This window comes from Sphingomonas sp., from assembly GCF_041661885.1.
In the GTDB taxonomy this organism is placed as follows: Bacteria; Pseudomonadota; Alphaproteobacteria; order Sphingomonadales; family Sphingomonadaceae; genus Sphingomonas.
In genome coordinates this window covers 223158-239489 of record NZ_JBAZTL010000004.1, presented here as the reverse complement: position 1 = coordinate 239489, position 16332 = coordinate 223158, and the positions used below count along the sequence as shown (strand labels likewise).

Annotated in this window: 14 protein-coding genes; 10 read left to right on the top strand and 4 right to left on the bottom strand. The window is 66.5% G+C overall.

Going from position 1 to position 16332, the window contains the following annotated elements; translation table 11 throughout:
* Positions 1 to 60 precede the first annotated feature (60 nt).
* Both rimO and WC704_RS09895 read left to right on the top strand, forming a co-directional pair.
* Positions 61 to 1389: a 30S ribosomal protein S12 methylthiotransferase RimO gene (rimO, locus tag WC704_RS09900; protein WP_372889752.1), complete on the top strand. Its 1329-nt coding sequence runs from the start codon at positions 61 to 63 to the stop codon at positions 1387 to 1389.
* A 48-nt stretch (positions 1390 to 1437) separates the two neighbouring features.
* Positions 1438 to 2829: a M17 family metallopeptidase gene (locus WC704_RS09895; protein ID WP_372889751.1), complete on the top strand. Its 1392-nt coding sequence runs from the start codon at positions 1438 to 1440 to the stop codon at positions 2827 to 2829.
* 22 nt (positions 2830 to 2851) lie between these two features.
* Here the strand turns inward: WC704_RS09895 and WC704_RS09890 are convergent, their stop codons facing one another.
* Both WC704_RS09890 and tpiA read right to left on the bottom strand, forming a co-directional pair.
* The gene (locus WC704_RS09890; RefSeq protein WP_372889750.1) at positions 2852 to 3052 is read right to left on the bottom strand and encodes a hypothetical protein; all 201 of its coding nucleotides are present in this window, start codon (positions 3050 to 3052) and stop codon (positions 2852 to 2854) included.
* 197 nt (positions 3053 to 3249) lie between these two features.
* Positions 3250 to 3990 (bottom strand): triose-phosphate isomerase, encoded by a 741-nt coding sequence (tpiA, locus tag WC704_RS09885; RefSeq protein WP_372889749.1) that lies wholly within the window; start codon positions 3988 to 3990, stop codon positions 3250 to 3252.
* A 140-nt stretch (positions 3991 to 4130) separates the two neighbouring features.
* Between tpiA and WC704_RS09880 the strand changes: the two genes are divergently transcribed.
* On the top strand, positions 4131 to 6086 hold the full coding sequence (locus tag WC704_RS09880; RefSeq protein WP_372889748.1) for a SurA N-terminal domain-containing protein: 1956 nt from the start codon (positions 4131 to 4133) through the stop codon (positions 6084 to 6086).
* Positions 6067 to 7581: an anthranilate synthase component I family protein gene (locus tag WC704_RS09875; RefSeq protein WP_372889747.1), complete on the top strand. Its 1515-nt coding sequence runs from the start codon at positions 6067 to 6069 to the stop codon at positions 7579 to 7581. The genes WC704_RS09880 and WC704_RS09875 overlap by 20 nt, the downstream gene beginning before the upstream one ends.
* A 140-nt stretch (positions 7582 to 7721) precedes the next feature.
* Here the strand turns inward: WC704_RS09875 and WC704_RS09870 are convergent, their stop codons facing one another.
* Positions 7722 to 8168 (bottom strand): hypothetical protein, encoded by a 447-nt coding sequence (locus tag WC704_RS09870; protein ID WP_372889746.1) that lies wholly within the window; start codon positions 8166 to 8168, stop codon positions 7722 to 7724.
* 113 nt (positions 8169 to 8281) lie between these two features.
* On the opposite strand from WC704_RS09870, the gene WC704_RS09865 reads away from it, so the two are divergent.
* From WC704_RS09865 to moaC, 4 genes are all read left to right on the top strand, one after another.
* A complete protein-coding gene (locus WC704_RS09865; RefSeq protein WP_372889745.1) occupies positions 8282 to 8866 on the top strand; it encodes an aminodeoxychorismate/anthranilate synthase component II in 585 nt (194 codons plus the stop codon).
* Between the two features lie 133 nt (positions 8867 to 8999).
* Positions 9000 to 9995 (top strand): anthranilate phosphoribosyltransferase, encoded by a 996-nt coding sequence (gene trpD / locus WC704_RS09860; protein WP_372889744.1) that lies wholly within the window; start codon positions 9000 to 9002, stop codon positions 9993 to 9995.
* Positions 9992 to 10777 (top strand): indole-3-glycerol phosphate synthase TrpC, encoded by a 786-nt coding sequence (trpC, locus tag WC704_RS09855; protein ID WP_372889743.1) that lies wholly within the window; start codon positions 9992 to 9994, stop codon positions 10775 to 10777. The genes trpD and trpC overlap by 4 nt, the downstream gene beginning before the upstream one ends.
* Positions 10774 to 11241: a cyclic pyranopterin monophosphate synthase MoaC gene (gene moaC / locus WC704_RS09850; protein ID WP_372889742.1), complete on the top strand. Its 468-nt coding sequence runs from the start codon at positions 10774 to 10776 to the stop codon at positions 11239 to 11241. The genes trpC and moaC overlap by 4 nt, the downstream gene beginning before the upstream one ends.
* 106 nt (positions 11242 to 11347) lie before the next feature.
* Here moaC and WC704_RS09845 read toward each other — a convergent pair whose 3' ends face one another.
* On the bottom strand, positions 11348 to 13717 hold the full coding sequence (locus WC704_RS09845) for a TonB-dependent receptor (RefSeq protein WP_372889741.1): 2370 nt from the start codon (positions 13715 to 13717) through the stop codon (positions 11348 to 11350).
* Positions 13718 to 14043: 326 nt separating this feature from the next.
* On the opposite strand from WC704_RS09845, the gene WC704_RS09840 reads away from it, so the two are divergent.
* Both WC704_RS09840 and glp read left to right on the top strand, forming a co-directional pair.
* Complete coding sequence (locus tag WC704_RS09840) at positions 14044 to 15099, top strand: sensor histidine kinase (protein WP_372889740.1); 1056 nt, start codon at positions 14044 to 14046, stop codon at positions 15097 to 15099.
* Between the two features lie 30 nt (positions 15100 to 15129).
* Positions 15130 to 16314 carry a gephyrin-like molybdotransferase Glp gene (glp, locus tag WC704_RS09835; protein WP_372889739.1) on the top strand — a complete coding sequence of 395 codons (1185 nt, stop codon included), beginning with the start codon at positions 15130 to 15132 and terminating at the stop codon, positions 16312 to 16314.
* Positions 16315 to 16332 lie beyond the last annotated feature (18 nt).

Sequence of the window (16332 nt, the reverse complement as noted above, 5' to 3'; positions counted from 1 at the left end):
GAAGGGCTAATGCGCTACACTGGCAAATGCGCGCCAAGATCGCTACATGCCGCCGTTCTCATGGCAACAACACTCCCCTCCCCGCCGAAGATCGGCATGGTCTCGCTCGGCTGCCCGAAGAATCTGGTCGATAGCGAACGGATCCTGACCAAGCTGCGCAGCGACGGCTATCAGATGTCACCCGATTATGCCGGGGCCGATGTTGTGCTGGTCAACACCTGCGGCTTTCTCGATTCGGCCAAGGAGGAAAGCCTCGAAGCCATTGGCGAGGCGATCGCCGAGAATGGCCGCGTCATCGTCACCGGCTGCATGGGCAAGGAAGCCGAGACGATCCGCGCGCGCTTCCCCAATGTGCTGGCCGTCACCGGCGCGCACCAATATGAGGAAGTGGTCGGCGCGGTGCATGAGGCGGCCCCGATGCCGCCGAGCGCGTTCCTCAATCTGGTGCCCGAAAGCGGACTGAAGCTGACGCCGCGCCATTACAGCTATCTCAAGATTTCCGAGGGCTGCAACCATCGCTGCGCCTTCTGCATCATCCCGAGCCTGCGCGGCGATCTGGTCAGCCGCCGCCCCGATGCGATCCTGCGCGAGGCGGAGAAGCTGATCGAAGCGGGCACGCGGGAATTGCTGGTCATCAGCCAGGATACCTCGGCCTACGGTGTCGACATCCGCCACCAGCCGCGCATGTGGCATGGCGAGGAAGTCCGCGCGCACATGACCGATCTGTCGCGCGAGCTGGGCAAATTGGGCGCGTGGGTGCGGCTGCACTATGTCTACCCGTACCCGCATGTCGACCAGGTCATCCCGCTCATGGCCGAGGGGCTGATCCTCCCCTATCTCGACATCCCGTTCCAACATGCCAGCCGCAACGTGCTGAAGCTGATGAAGCGCCCGGCGAACGAGACCAAGGTGCTCGAACGCATCAAAAATTGGCGGACGATCGCGCCCGATATTGCGATCCGTTCGACCTTCGTCGTCGGCTTCCCCGGCGAGACCGAGGACGATTTCGCCTATCTGATGGACTGGCTGCAGGAAGCGCAGTTGGACCGCGTCGGCGCGTTCCGATTCGAGCCGGTCGAGGGCGCGGCGGCCAATGCCCTGCCCGATCCGGTGCCAGAGGAGATCAAGGAAGAGCGCTACGCCCGGCTGATGGAGCTGACCGCGCGCATCTCGGCTGAGAAATTGCAGGCCAAGGTTGGCCGCACGCTCGACGTGATCATCGACGAGATTGGTGAGGATGGCGCCACCGGGCGATCCAAGGCCGATGCGCCCGAGATCGACGGCGAGGTGTTCCTGCGCGATGCCGGGCATTTGACGCAGGGCGACATCGTCCGCGTCGAGATCGAGGATGCCGACGAGCATGATCTGTACGGGGTGCCGCTCGCCTGATTGCGCGCGGCGCTTGCGCAGCGGCCCCGCGCTTCCGATAAAGGGCGCATGATCTTCAACCCCGCAGCCTTGCTGCAGCCCGATCGCGGCCAGCCCGCGCGCCTCATCCATGTCGTGCATCCCGACCAGTGGGAGAGCTGGCTGAAAGCACAGCCGCCACGCATCCGCACCACGGTGGCGGCGCACCGGCTGACCGGCAAGGCAGGCAACCGCGCGGTGCTGCCGGGCGATGGGCCCGATGACTGGGCGATGCTGCTGGTGTGCAACGAAAGCCTCGAGTCGCCGTGGCGGATCGCCTCATTGGGGGAGCAATTGCCCGAGGGCACCTATCGCCTGGCCGAGGGCGAGCCCGGCGCGGCGATGCTCGGCTGGGCGCTCGCGCAGCACAAGTTCGACCGCTATCGCAGCGACGAGGTGACGACGGGCGCGCGCGTGCTGTTGACCGGCGAACCCGCGCGGATCGAGGAGACGGTGCGCCTGGCGCAAGCGGTCGCCAGCGTGCGCGATCTGGTCAACACCGCCGCCGCCGATCTCGGGCCCGCCGAGTTGGAGGGTGAGGCTGAGGCGCTGGCCAAGACCCACGGCGCGAGCGTGACCGTCACCAAGGGCGACGCACTCGTAAAGGGCTATCCGATGATCCACGCGGTCGGCCAGGCCGCCGCCAAGGGGCGCGAACCACGGTTGATCGAGCTCGAATGGGGCAATCCGGCGCATCCGCGCATCGCGATCATCGGCAAGGGCGTGTGCTTCGATTCGGGCGGGCTCGACATCAAGCCATCCTCGGGGATGCGGCTGATGAAGAAGGACATGGGCGGCGCGGCGCACGCGCTGGCGCTGGCCGGGCTGGTGATGGCGGCGCGGCTGCCGGTGCGGCTGCATCTGCTGATCCCGGCGGTGGAGAACAGCATCGCGGGCAACGCCTTCCGTCCCGGCGACGTGCTGCGCACGCGCAAGGGGCTGACGGTCGAGAACACCAATACCGATGCCGAAGGGCGGCTGGTGCTGGGCGATGCGATCACCCGCGCCGCCGAGGAGAAGCCCGCGCTGATCCTCGATTTCGCAACGCTGACCGGCGCGGCGCGAGTGGCGCTGGGGCCGGACCTGCCCGCGACCTTCGCCAATGACGATGCGCTGGCCGAGGCGTTGCTGGCGGCGGGCACGACGGCTTACGATCCCTTGTGGCGGATGCCGCTATGGGATGGCTATGACGACATGCTGTCCTCCGACATTGCCGATCTGGTCAACGCGCCCGATGGCGGCTTTGCCGGCGCAGTGACGGCGGCGCTGTTCCTGCGCCGCTTCGTGTCCGAGGGGACACCGTGGGCGCATTTCGACACCTTTGCCTGGCGACCAGCGGCGAAGCCGGGGCGGCCCAAAGGCGGCGAGGCGCTGGGCCTGCGCGCGGCCTGGGCGATGCTGAAGGCGCGCTATCCGGGTTGAGCCGCGCGCGCGCGAGGAGCCCCTACGCCTTGGGCGTCACCCATACCGACACCGGCACGACGAATTTGCCGGGTGCGGGTTTGCCGACTTCGACGCGGTCGGCGGTGACCAGTTCGCCGGTGGCGAGGTTGAAGGAAATCCAGGGCTTGGGCATCCGCCCGAAGGTCATTTTCTGGATGGGCTGGCCGGTGGCCGTGTTCATGATCGTGGCAATAACACTCATCGCGCCCCGATAAGCGGCGCGCGGTTTGCGTGTCCAGTGGGGATTAAAATGCGCGCCTGAGGTTGAGGGAAAACGCTTCCCCGGCGGAGGCCGGGGCCCAGTCTTAGGCGGGGGATTGGCGGGGGCTGCGCTCCGTTACAGCCTACGTCGCGACTGGGCCCCGGCCTTCGCCGGGGAAGTGTATGGCGCTGCGCCCCCTACCCCGCCGCTTCAATGATCGGCACGAATTTCGCCGCGGTGAGGCTCGCGCCGCCGACCAGCGCACCATCGACATCCTCGGTTTCCAAAATCGCCGCCGCATTCGCGCCCGTCACCGATCCGCCGTAGAGGATGCGGATCGTGTCGGCGGCGTCGCCGACCAGCGTGCGCAGCTTGGCGCGCGCGATCGAATGGACTTCGGCGATTTCATCGAGCGTGGGGGTGCGGCCGGTGCCGATCGCCCAGCGCGGTTCATAAGCGAGCGTCAGCCACGCGCCGGTGGCGAGATCGGGCACCGATTTCTCGATCTGCGCCTGCACCACGCGCGCGGCGCGCCCGGCATCGCGCTCGGCATCGGTTTCGCCGACGCACAGGATGACGCCGAGGCCGTGGCGGTGCGCGGCGCTGGCCTTGGCCCAGGCGTCCTGGCTGGTTTCGCCTTGATCGGCACGCCGCTCACTATGGCCAACGATGGTGAAGCTCGCCCCCGCTTCGGCGAGCATCGCGGCGGACAGGCAACCGGTGTGTGCGCCGCTTTCGGCGGCATGGACATCCTGCCCGCCAATGGCGAGGCCGGGGACGCGCTGAACGGCGGGGGCGATCAGCGTCGCGGGCAGTGCCACCGCGACATCAACCGCCGGATGCGCGCGCGCCGCCGCCGCGATCGCGTCAAGTTCCGCCAGCGCGGCCACGCTGCCGTTCATTTTCCAATTCCCGGCGACCAGCTTGCGACGTGTCATTCCCATCCCCCGTTTTTCCCTCTGGCCCTGCGATAACGCACCCACCGCACCGCACAAGTCCAAGCCCCCGCTTGAAGCCGCCCCGACACCCCCCTAAAGCGGCAAAGATTACGCTCCAAACAGATTGGCCGCTCCCGCTCATGCTCAGTTTTTTCCGCCGAATGATCCGCCATCCGCTGGGGGCCGCGATTGCGCTTGGCTTCGTGGCGTTGCTCGGCCTGGCGTTCGTGCTGTCCGATAAATCGGACCTGTCGGGCACCGGCACGCCTGCGAGCAAGGGCGACACCGTCGCCACCGTCGGCACCAAGACGATCGCGCTGGCCGATCTGCAAGCGGCGGTGCAGCGCGACTTCAACCAATATCGGCAGGAGCAGCCCTCGCTGACGATGGCGCAATTCGTCACGGGCGGCGGATTCGATGCGACGCTGGAGCGGCTGATCGATTCGACCGCCTTCCGCCAGTTCGCGCAGAAGCAGGGCATGGTCGTCAGCAAGCAGGCGGTCGACGCCATCATCGCCAGCCAGCCGGGCCTGACCGGGCTCGACGGCAAGTTCGACCAGGCGCGGTATGAGGCGGTGTTGCGGCAAAATGGCACGAGCGATGCGCAAGTCCGCCTCGATATTGCCGACCAGACGCTGACCCGTCACCTGATCCTGCCGACGATCGGTGCGAGCCAGGTGCCAGTGCAGCTTGCCCTGGCTTATTCGAACTCGCTGCTGGAAAAGCGTATTGGGACGGTTGGCTTCATCCCGAGTCAGGCGGTCGCCGCCGGCCCCGCCCCGACCGACCCCGAGCTGAACACCTTCTACACCCGCAACCTGTCGCGCTATCGCCTGCCCGAGCGGCGGATCGTGCGCTATGCGCGGATCGACGCCGCCGCAGTCGCCGCCAGCGCAACGCCGAGCGAGGCCGAGATCGCCGCCGCCTATAAGGCACAAGCCGCGACCTTCGCCGCCGCCGATTTGCGCACGATCGCGCAAGTGGTGGTCGCCGATCAGGCCGCCGCCACCGCGCTGGCCGCCAAGGTGCGCGCAGGCACGCCAATCGAACAGGCAGCGCGCGCTGCGGGCCTTGAGGCCGCGACGCTGACCGACCAGCGCAAGGCCGCTTATGCCGGGCAAACCTCCGCCGCCGTCGCCGACGCGGCCTTTGCCGCCAAGGCTGGCGATGTCGTGGGGCCGGTGCGCGCGCCGCTTGGCTTCATCGTCGCCAAGATCGTGAAGCAGCATATCCAGCCCGCCAAAACGCTGGCCGAGGCGACGTCTGGCCTGCGCGAGACGCTGCTGAAGCAAAAGACCGCCGCCGCGCTGACCGACAAGCGCAACGCGATGGAAGATGCGCTGTCGAAGAGCAATTTCGACACTCTGGTGACGCAGCAAAAGTTGACGCCACTGCGCACCCCCGCCCTGCTCGCCAGCGGTCAGGACATCGACAACCCCACCGCCAAGCCCGATCCGGCGCTCGCCCCGATCCTCGCCGCCGCCTTTGCCGCGCAAGCCGGCGATGCCCCGCAAACGGTGCCGCTCGGCCCCGATGGCAGCTTCGCGCTGGTCGCGGTCGAAAAGATCGTGCCCGCAGCACCGCGCCCGCTGGCGCAGATCCGCGATGCCGTGGTGCGCGATTTCACGATCGACCGTGGCCAGCGCGAGGCGCGCAAGATTGCCGCTGCTGTCGTAGCCAGTGCCAACAAGGGCATGCCGCTGGCCGAGGCGCTGGCCGCGACCAAATTGAAGCTGCCGCCGCTGCGCCCGGTCGAGGCGCCCCGTGCTGCGCTGATGGCCAATCCGCGTGGCGTGCCCGCGCCGCTGTCGCTTTTGTTCGCCATGCCCGCCAAGACCACCAAGCTGCTGGAGGCCCCCGACAAGGCCGGGTGGATCATCGTGCATCTCGACACGATCGTGCCGGGTGATGCGCGCGGGAACGACCGCGTCATCAACGGCACTCGCGGCGACATCGGCAAGGTGATCGGTCGCGAATATGCCGCAGAATTCGGCAAGGCCATACAGAAGGCGGTCGGCACCTCGCGCAATGCGGCGGCGATTGCCAAGCTCAAGCTCGACATGTTGGGTGGCGTGAGTGCGACCGATCAGCCCTGATACGGCGGCCGCGCGCACCGCGCTCACCGCCGGTCGCCCGGCGCTGCTGTGGCAGCGTCAGGTCGCCGATACCGAAACCCCGGTCGCCGCCGCGCTCAAGCTGATCGAGCCTGGGCGCGGCGACTTTTTGCTCGAATCGGTCGAGGGCGGAGAAACGCGCGGGCGACACAGCCTGATCGGCCTCGCGCCCGATCTGGTGTTTCGCGCGCATGGTCACGACGCCGCGATCAACCCGCATTGGTTAACCGACCGCGATGCCTTTACCCCATGCGCCGAACCCACGCTCGACGCTTTGCGCGCGCTGGTGGCGTCGTGCCGGATGGATGTGCCCGCCGAACTGCCGCGCGCGCTCGCCTGTCTGGTCGGCTATTTCGGCTATGAGACGATTGGCCTGGTCGAGCGGCTGCCGCGCCCTGAGACCAATGCGCTGGGCCTGCCCGACATGATCTTCGTGCGGCCGACGGTGGTGCTGATTTTCGACCGGCTGGCCGACGCGCTGTTCCTGGTCGCGCCGGTCTGGCCCGATGCAACACGCACGCCCGAGGCGATCATCGCCGGGGGGCTGGAGCGGATCGAGGCGACCGCCGCGCGGCTTGCCACCGCGCCTTTGCCCGCGCCGGTCCGCGCCGAGGCGAGCGAAATCGCGCTGACCCCGACGCTGCCGCCGGGTCGCTATGCGGAGATGGTCGCGCGCGCGAAGGACTATATCGTTGCAGGCGATATCTTTCAGGTGGTGCTGTCGCAGCGCTTCACCGCGCCGTTCACCCTGCCGCCGTTCGAACTGTACCGCGCGCTGCGGCGAATCAATCCGTCACCATTCCTCTATCATCTAGATCTACCGGGTTTTGCGCTGACGGGATCGAGCCCGGAAATCCTGGTGCGCGTGCGTGATGGCGAGGTTACGATCCGCCCAATCGCGGGCACGCGCCCGCGCGGCAAGACCGCCGCCGAGGACGAGGCCAACCGCCAAAGCCTGCTCGCTGACCCGAAAGAACGTGCCGAGCATCTCATGCTGCTCGATCTCGGGCGCAACGATGTCGGGCGCGTGGCGACGGCGGGCAGCGTGACGGTGACGGCAAGCTACACCACCGAATTTTACAGCCACGTCATGCACATCGTGTCGAACGTGGTCGGCCAGTTATCGCCCGAGCATGACGCGCTCGATGCGCTGTTCGCGGGCTTTCCGGCGGGCACGGTCAGCGGCGCGCCCAAGGTGCGCGCGTGCGAGATCATCGCCGAGCTGGAGGGGGCCGTGCGTGGGCCCTATGCCGGGGGCGTCGGTTATTTCTCACCCGACGGATCGATGGATTCGTGCATCGTGCTGCGCACCGCGATCGTGAAAGACGGCGTCATGAATGTGCAGGCGGGTGCCGGCATCGTCGCCGATAGCGAGGCGGCGTATGAACAGCGTGAGTGCGAGGCCAAGGCGGGTGCCCTGCTCGCCGCCGCGCGCGAGGCGATCGCGCGGGCAGCGGAAAGCGGGTTCGGGCAGTAACCGGCGGTTAGCGCCGCACTTACCTCCCCCCGTTCGGGCTGAGCTTGTCGAAGCCCTGCTCTCCACCGGGGCGTGTGTCTGCGTGGCGAGGTGCCCTTCGACAGGCTCAGGGCGAACGGGGGGAAGCGAGGCTCCGGTCGTTACGGAACCCGGCTCGCCTGACGCTTGGCATCTGCCTTTTCGGCGGCATATTGTTCGGCGGCCAGCTTGGCGCAGCCGGTCTGGCCACCCGAGCCGGTCGGCGAACACGTGTCGGGCAAGCCACCCGCACGCCGCCCGACATCGTCGGCCAGTGCTGCGCGATTGACCCAGCTCTGGTTCTGCGCCGGGATCGGCTTTTCATCGCGCAGCGCCTTGGGGATGCGATAAGGTTCGCCGACGCGCGCGCACACGACAATCTCCTCATCGGGATTGTTGGGTTGCGGACACGTTTCGTTGCCGGTTAGCGTGACAGAACGAATCCGCAGCGGCGGCTTGCCCGATTCGGCCTGTTTGCCTTCGGTCGTCGAAGCCTGCGGCGCCGTCTGCGCAAACGTCGCGGTGGGGACTGTGGCCAGCAAAACGGCGACGGCGAGAGAGCGCAGCATGGGAAATTCTCCTTGGGACACGGCAACGTGTAGCACGTTTGGTTAGATCCAACCTGAACGACGTGTTTATCACCGCGATTGTCGGATCGGCACAAACAGGTTAGCGGCGCGCCATGATCCTCGTCATCGACAATTACGACAGCTTCACCTGGAACCTGGTCCACTACCTGATGGAGTTGGGCGCGGAGGTAAAGGTCGTGCGCAACGACGCGCTGACCGCCGCCGAGGCGCTGGCCAGCAATGCGCAAGGGTTCCTCATCTCACCCGGCCCAAAAACCCCGACCGAGGCCGGTATTTCGCTCGATCTGGTGGCGGCCTGCGCCGCCGCCGGGCGACCGTTGCTGGGGGTGTGTCTGGGGCATCAGGCGATTGGCCAGCATTTCGGCGGGCGCGTGGTGCGCGGCGGGTTGATGCACGGCAAGACCTCGCCCGTGACGCATGATGGAACCGGCGTATTCGCCGGCCTGCCCTCCCCGTTCACCGCGACGCGCTATCATTCGCTGATCGTCGAGGATCTGCCCGCCGACCTGATCGTCAACGCGCGCGCCGATGACGGATCGGTGATGGGCGTGCGCCATGCGACGCTGCCGATCCACGGCGTGCAATTCCACCCGGAGAGCATCGCCACCGAACATGGCCATGCGATGCTCGCCAATTTCCTGGCGGATGCGGGCATTCAAACAAAGGTGGTGGCGTGAACGCGGTGCTTTTCCTCCCCCTCCCGCTTGCGGGAGGGGCCAGGGGTGGGCGCGCGCTGTCCGGCAGGCGCACCGCTAGCGGGGGTCGGGCGCCCACCCCCATCCCCTCCCGCAAGCGGGAGGGGAGTCTCCGGTGAGCACCCTAACCCTCCTCCCCGACACGGCATCGCCGCTCAGTCGCGAAACCGCCGCGCAGGCCTTTGCCGACCTGCTCGACGCGCGGACATCGGAAAGCGAGATCGAGACCTTCCTGATCGGGCTGACCGAGCGCGGCGAGACCAGCATCGAAATCGCCGAAGCGGCGCGGGCAATGCGGGCGCGGCTGCTGCCGATCGATGCGCCGCCGGGAACGGTCGACGTCTGCGGCACCGGCGGCGACGGGCATCATACGCTTAACGTCTCGACCGCGGTGTCGATCGTCGTCGCCAGCACCGGCGTCCCCGTTGCCAAGCACGGCAACCGCGCGGCCTCCTCCAAAGCGGGCGCGGCGGATACGCTCGAAGTGCTGGGCCTCGACATGCACCGCGCCGGGCTGTGCGCCGAGGCGAGCCTGCGCGATATCGGCATCGCCTTCCTGTTCGCCGCCAACCATCACCCGGCGATGAAGCGCATTACGCCGATCCGCCAACGACTTGGCCGCCGCACGATCTTCAATTTGATGGGCCCGCTCGCCAATCCTGCCGGGGTGACGCGCCAGTTGATCGGCATCGCTCGGCCCGATTATGTCGCGACCTATGCTGCCGCGCTCGAACAGCTCGGCACCGAAGCGGCGCTGGTCGTATCGGGCGAGGAAGGGCTCGATGAACTGTCGAGCGCGGGGCCAAGCATCGCGGTCAGCATTGGCCAGGTCGCGCTGCCCGACATCATCGTGCCCGAAGACGCGGGATTGCCGCGCTATCCTGTCAGCGCGATCCGTGGTGGCGATGCCGCCTATAACGCCGCCGCGCTGCGCCGCTTGCTTCAGGGCGAAGCGGGCCCATATCGCGATGCTGTTCTCTTCAATACCGCCGCCGCGCTGATCGTGGCGGGCACGAGCCAGACGCTTGCCGAAGGCGTGGAGATCGCGCGCGACGCGATCGACAGCGGCGCGGCGAACGGCTTGCTCGATCGATGGATTGCCTATTCATGACCGACGTCCTTACCCGCATTCTCGAAACCAAACGCGCGGAGGTTGCCGCCCGCAAAGCGACCACCGCAATCGCCGAACTCGACGACCGCATCGCCGCGCAAAGCACGCCGCGCGGCTTTCGCGCCGCGTTGGATGCGCGCGCCGGAACGGGCTTTGCGCTCGTCGCCGAAGTCAAGAAAGCGAGCCCGTCCAAGGGCCTGATCCGTGCCGATTTCGATCCCCCCGCCCATGCCGCTGCTTATCAGGCGGGTGGTGCAACGTGCCTGTCGGTGTTGACCGATGAAGCGTGGTTCCAGGGGGCCGACAGCTATTTGACCGCCGCGCGCAACGCCTGCACGCTGCCGGTGCTGCGTAAGGATTTCATGGTCGATCCGTGGCAAGTGCCCGAATCGCGCGGACTTGGTGCCGATGCGATCCTGCTCATCATGTCGGCACTCGACGACGTGCTGCTCGCCGAGATCGAGGCCAGCGCCCTCGAATGCGGCATGGACGTGCTGGTCGAGGTGCATTCGCACAGCGAAATGGAGCGCGCGTTGAAGCTCAAATCGCGGCTAATTGGTGTCAATAACCGCAATTTGCGCGATTTTACGGTCGATTTCGCGCGTACTTATGAGCTGGTTTCGAAGGCCCCGAAGGATTGCACGTTCGTCGCCGAGAGCGGACTCACCACGCGCGCCGATCTCGATGCGATGGCCGAACATGGCATTCGCTGCTTCCTGATCGGCGAATCGCTGATGCGCCAGCCCGACGTCGAAGCCGCAACGCGCGCGCTGGTGGGATGAGCGAGCTTACCCATCTCGACGCAGCGGGCGCGGCGCATATGGTCGATGTCGGCGGCAAGGCGGCGACGCGGCGCGAGGCGGTGGCGACCGGGCGGATCGAGATGGTGGCGGAGGCCGCACGCGCGATCCGCGACGGAACCGCGCTCAAGGGCGATGTACTGGCGGTGGCACGCATCGCGGGCATCATGGCCGCCAAGCGCACCAGCGAGCTGATCCCGCTGTGTCATCCATTGCCGCTGACGCGCGTGGCGATCGATTTGGCGGTGGACGATAGCGGCGTCACCGCAACGGCGACGGCGGCGACCGAGGGCAAGACCGGGGTCGAGATGGAAGCGCTCGCCGCCGTGACGGTCACGCTGTTGACGATTTACGACATGGCCAAGGCGATCGACAAAGGCATGACGATCGGCGGGGTGCAGTTGCTGACCAAGACCGGCGGCAAATCGGGCGACTGGGCGCGCTGAGGCGCGCGTTTCTCAAAAAAATAACGCTTCCCCGACAAAGGCCGGGGAAGCGTTTGATTCCACAGGCCCGCGCGCCCGCCGAAGCGAGCGCGCGCACCTTAACCCCTTAGAACTTGCCGCTCAGCGACACGCCGACGATGCGTGGCTCGTTGAACACGGCAGCGTTGGTGTTGTCGAGCACGCCCTTCAGGTTCTTCTCATCCGTCACGTTGCGCACGAACACAGCCAGTTCATACTTGTTGTCCGGCCCGGCATAACCGGCCTTCAGGCCAGCTTCGAAGGTGCCGTCCGAGGTGTACTCGATCGTCTTGTACGGCACGAAGCTGGTATAGCCCTGCAGCGCGACGTCGCCCGACAGGAACAGCTTGCCGCCATTGCCGAGCGGGAGATCATACCGCGCATTGGCGTCGAGCTGATACTTTGGCGCATTCGGCAGCGGGTTGCCGTTGATCGGCGCCAGCACACCCGTGAGCAGCGCCGGGTTGGCGGCGTTGGTGTGAAGCTGGATCAGGTTCGCACTCGGCACCAGCACCGTGCAAGTCAGCGCCCCGTTGAGGAAGCAGGCCGGGGTATAGACGCGGGTGTCGTTAACCTCGGTGTGCAGCACGCTGCCGCCCAAGCCGAGCGTGAGCTCGGGCACCGGACGCCAGGTCAGCTCCGCTTCGCCGCCCCACGCCTGCGCCTGATTGGCGTTGAACAGCAGGCCGTTATTGTTGGCGTCGTTGCCGTTCAACTGGATGTTGTGGACCTTGTAGTAGAAGCCCGTCGCGTTGAAGCGCAGCGTGTTGCCCAGCAGGTTCGACTTGAAGCCAGCTTCATACGACGTGATCGTCTCCGACGTCGCGGTTACGAAAGCCGAGCTGAACACCGCGTTGCGGCCCTGGATCGTCGGCCCACGGAAACCGTGCGAAACGCGGGCGAACACATTCAGGTTGGGGTCAACCGCGTAGTTGAGGCTTGCTTCCCAGCTCGGCTGGGTATCGGCCAAGCGCACATAGGTCGAGGCCGCCGCCGGGAAGGTTACTACGCCTGCCGCGTTGCGCGGTGGCGTGAGGAGGCGCGTCGTCTTTTCGTCATAGGTCACGCGCACGCCGCCCGTCAGCGTCAGCTTGGGGAGGATCTGATAGCTCGCCTGACCGAAGCCCGCATAAGAGGTGTTGTTGTTACGCAGCACGACGAAATTGTTCGGGTTGGGCGTGGTGCCGAACGAATTGTTGAGCAGGAAGAAGCCGCGCTGGTCAAACTCGGTCGTATCGCGCGAGTTAAAATAGATGCCGCCAATCTGCCACTTGAAGCGACCGGTGCCTTCGTTCGCAAGCCGAACTTCCTGGCTCCACTGGTCCAGATCGCGAACGCGACCCTGGCTCTCCTGGCTGATGCGTGCGCCGGCATAATTGGCGCCGATGCCGCCGTCGGTATCGCCACGGCTGTAGCCCGAGGTGGTTTCATAAGCGGTGATCGAGGTCAGCACGACGCCGCCAAAATCGTTCTTCGCGTTGAACGATCCACCATAGGTTTTGTACGCTTGCGGGTTGTTGTTGCCTTCGTCGAGGCCAATGCTGTCGCGCGGCTCCGCGCTCACGTCGTTCGACCCGAGTTTGATCGCGCCACGGTGGAAGAGCGTCGCCGTGCCCTTGTAATCACGCGCGTGGGCCGAAAGCAGCCCGGTAAAGCCGGTGTCGGGCGGGGTCAGTTGCAACTGGACGCGAATGTCCTTTTCCTCGAACCCGCCGAGCTTGTTCTTGCCGCCGACGGTGCCGTCGTCGCTCGTGCCGGTAAAGGTGTTGTCGATCCAGTTGTCGCGGCGCTGATACAGGCCCGATACGCGGAAGCTCAGCACGTCCTTGACGATTGGCCCGCCGACGCCGGCATCGGCCGTCACGGTGTTGTAGCTGCCATAGGAGGCCGACGCGCGGCCTTCGAAATCATTGGTCGGGCGGTTGGTGTCGAACTTGATGATGCCAGCGGTGGTGTTGCGGCCGAACAGCGTGCCTTGCGGGCCACGCAGCACTTCGACTTGGCGCACGTCGAACACCGGGTTCGACTTCAGCACGACATGTTCAAGCACAACATCGTCCTGGATGATCGACACCGGCTGCGATGCGCCGAGGTAGAAATCGATGTTGCCAAGACCGCGAATGTAGAAGCGCGGGAAGATACGGCCGGTCGTGGTTTCGGCATAAAGGCCGGGAACGCGGTTGGCGAGTTCGAGGATGTCGCCGCCACCGGTCTGGAAGCTGCGCAGATCGTTGCCGCTGACGACGCCGACCGAAACCGGCACCTTCTGCAGGTTTTCGCTGCGACGTTCCGCAGTGACGACGATGTCGCCAAGATTGTCGGTGGCGGTGGGCGCCTGCGCCGCAGCCGCGGCGGCATCCTGCGCGCTGGCAGCGCTGGCACCGGCAAGCGCGACAAAAGCCGTGCCGAACAGGAGTGCGGACTTTGCGACGAGTGATTTGGACACGATGTTCCCCATAGTTGTTGGCATTTTTCGCGGACACAGCCGCACGCACGCACCACCCTTTGCGGATGTCTGCGCGATGCGCTTCAAGCGGGCGTTGTTGCGGTAGAACTTAGCTACTGCCGGGCGGCTAGGCCGCGAATATGTCCCGATTGTGACAGTTCGCACTTGCGGTAGGAATTGCTGCGGAACTGTGGTTTCCATGCCACGCAACGGGGCGGCGTCGGCGTGGAAGGCTCCGTCGCACCGCCGCGCAATGGCGCGGGACAGCGATCGAGCTCAAATGACGACATCTTGATCTAGGACGCTGCGCGGCCCTGCGGAAACTGGTATCTGGCCTAATGAGTCACACACGCCCGAGCCTTTTGGAGCGACTGCCGCTCCTCGCGCAACACCGTATTCTGGCCTATGCGCTGGCCATCCTTTCGGCGGTGCTTGCGGGCGCGCTCCGCGGCGTGGTCGACCCACTTTTCCCGCCGGGCTTTCCGTTTCTCACCTTCTTCCCCGCCGTCATCCTCTCGGCATTTCTGTTGGGGCGCGGGCCCGGCATCTTGTCTGCCGCGCTATGCGGCGTGATCGCCTGGTATTTTTTCATCGCGCCGCCGTTCAGTTTCGCCATCGCGACCACCACCGCGACCGCGATGCTATTCTATGCCGGCGTGGTCGCGGTCGACATCGCACTGGTGGACATGATGCAGCGGGCCAATGCCCGTCTGCGCGAGGAACGCGAACGCACGCGCGAGCTTGCCGCGCAGCGCCTGCAACTGGTCGAGCGCAGCGACTTGCTGTTCAACGAATTGCAACACCGCGTTTCCAACAATTTGATGATGGTTGCCGCCCTGCTGCGTGTGCAACGCCGCGCGATTGCCGATGAGGCCGCCAAACAGGTGCTCGACAACGCCGTTCACCGTATTCAGTTGATCGGGCGAATCCAGCGGCAATTATATGACATGAGCGGGAGGCAAGTCGCGCTTCACGCCCTGGTGACCGAATTGGTCGCCGATCTGGCGGAGGCGGGCGGAAAGCCGGGGGTCGTGTGTCGGGTGGACGCACAGGCCGATCTCGTGCTTGATCCCAACGCCTTGATCCCGCTGGCCTTGATCCTGGCGGAGGCAGTTGCCAACGCCTTCGAACACGGCTTTGCGGATCGCGAAACCGGCCGGATCGACGTCGTCGTGCGAAGCGCCGACGGGACGCTGGACCTCAGCGTCACCGACGATGGCGCTGGCCTGCCCGAGGGGTTCGACATAACGCACACCAATAGCCTTGGCCTGACCATCGCCACCACCCTGGCGCGGCAACTTGGCGGGCAGTTCGCGGTGGCGGCGGCGCCGACCGGCGGCACGATCACCCGGTTGAAGATCGAAGCCATTGCGCCGCCCGCCGCCGCACGCTGACATCCCCCCGCACTACGCGAAAGTTTGACGATGGCCCCTCCCCTCCTTTCCGTGTCCGAAGCACAAGAGCGCCTGTTCGCGCTCGGCACGCCCGTCGAAACCGAAACACTTCCCCTGGCGGCAGCCGCAGGGCGTTGGTTGGCAAGCGACGTTTGTGCAGCGCGGACCCAGCCCTATGCCGATCTCTCGGCAATGGATGGCTATGCGATACGGTTTGACGATTTGCCGGGCCCATTGCGCGTGATCGGCGAAAGCGCCGCCGGGCATCCCTTTGCCGGAGCGTGCGGCGCGCGCGAGGCGGTGCGCATCTTCACCGGTGCCGCCATGCCGACGGGTGCCGACAGCGTGCTTGTCCAGGAAGAAGCGAGGCGCGACGGCGACAGCCTCACTTTGTCGGGCGAGGGGCCGGTACGCGGGGGCAACATCCGCCGCAAGGGATTCGATTTCAGCAGCGGCGACGTGCTCGTCGCCAAGGGCGAGCGGCTGACGGCGGCGCGCATCGCGCTCGCGGCGATTGCCGGACATGGCGCGCTGACGGTCGGGCGACGGTTGCGCGTGGCGGTGGTGGCGAGCGGGGACGAGCTGGTCGCCCCCGGAGCCAGCGGCGCGACCGATGCGCTGCCCGAATCCAACAGCGTGATGCTGGCGGCATTGCTGGCCGATTTGCCCGTCGACATCCTTCAACTCGGCATCCTGCCCGACCGGATCGATGCTATTACCGCCGCCTTCGCCGCAGTTCAGGCCGACATCCTCGTCACCACCGGCGGGGCCTCGGTTGGCGACCACGATCTGATCCGCCCCGCGCTGGCGGCGGCGGGCGGGTCGATCGATTTCTGGCGGATCGCGCTGCGGCCCGGCAAGCCAATGCTGGCGGGGCGCCTGCGCGGCAGGACCGTGCTGGGCCTGCCCGGCAACCCGGTGTCGGCCTTTGTCACGGCGATGGTCTTCCTGCGTCCGTTGATCGCGCATCTGGGCGGCGCGCGCGATCCGTCGCCCGTTATGCGCACCGCGATCCTCGGCTCGGCTTTGCCCGCCAACGACCGGCGGCAGGATTATCTGCGCGCGACCACGCGCGACGGGCGCGTCCATGCCGCGCAGCGCCAGGACTCGTCATTGCTGCGGACGCTCGCCGGGGCCGACTGCCTGATCGTGCGGGCGCCGCACGCGCCAGCGGTCGCCGCCGGCGACTCGGTGGAGGTCCTGGCGTTGCCGTGACGCCGCGCTTGACGCGCG

Coding starts and splice junctions, on each gene's coding strand:
- glp (WP_372889739.1), top strand. CDS start 15,130: ATGGCCCCTCCCCTCCTTTCCGTGTCCGAAGCACAAGAGCGCCTGTTC.
- WC704_RS09870 (WP_372889746.1), bottom strand. CDS start 8,168: ATGCTGCGCTCTCTCGCCGTCGCCGTTTTGCTGGCCACAGTCCCCACC.
- WC704_RS09880 (WP_372889748.1), top strand. CDS start 4,131: ATGCTCAGTTTTTTCCGCCGAATGATCCGCCATCCGCTGGGGGCCGCG.
- moaC (WP_372889742.1), top strand. CDS start 10,774: ATGAGCGAGCTTACCCATCTCGACGCAGCGGGCGCGGCGCATATGGTC.
- rimO (WP_372889752.1), top strand. CDS start 61: ATGGCAACAACACTCCCCTCCCCGCCGAAGATCGGCATGGTCTCGCTC.
- WC704_RS09890 (WP_372889750.1), bottom strand. CDS start 3,052: ATGAGTGTTATTGCCACGATCATGAACACGGCCACCGGCCAGCCCATC.
- tpiA (WP_372889749.1), bottom strand. CDS start 3,990: ATGACACGTCGCAAGCTGGTCGCCGGGAATTGGAAAATGAACGGCAGC.
- trpC (WP_372889743.1), top strand. CDS start 9,992: ATGACCGACGTCCTTACCCGCATTCTCGAAACCAAACGCGCGGAGGTT.
- WC704_RS09865 (WP_372889745.1), top strand. CDS start 8,282: ATGATCCTCGTCATCGACAATTACGACAGCTTCACCTGGAACCTGGTC.
- WC704_RS09895 (WP_372889751.1), top strand. CDS start 1,438: ATGATCTTCAACCCCGCAGCCTTGCTGCAGCCCGATCGCGGCCAGCCC.
- WC704_RS09840 (WP_372889740.1), top strand. CDS start 14,044: ATGAGTCACACACGCCCGAGCCTTTTGGAGCGACTGCCGCTCCTCGCG.
- WC704_RS09845 (WP_372889741.1), bottom strand. CDS start 13,717: ATGGGGAACATCGTGTCCAAATCACTCGTCGCAAAGTCCGCACTCCTG.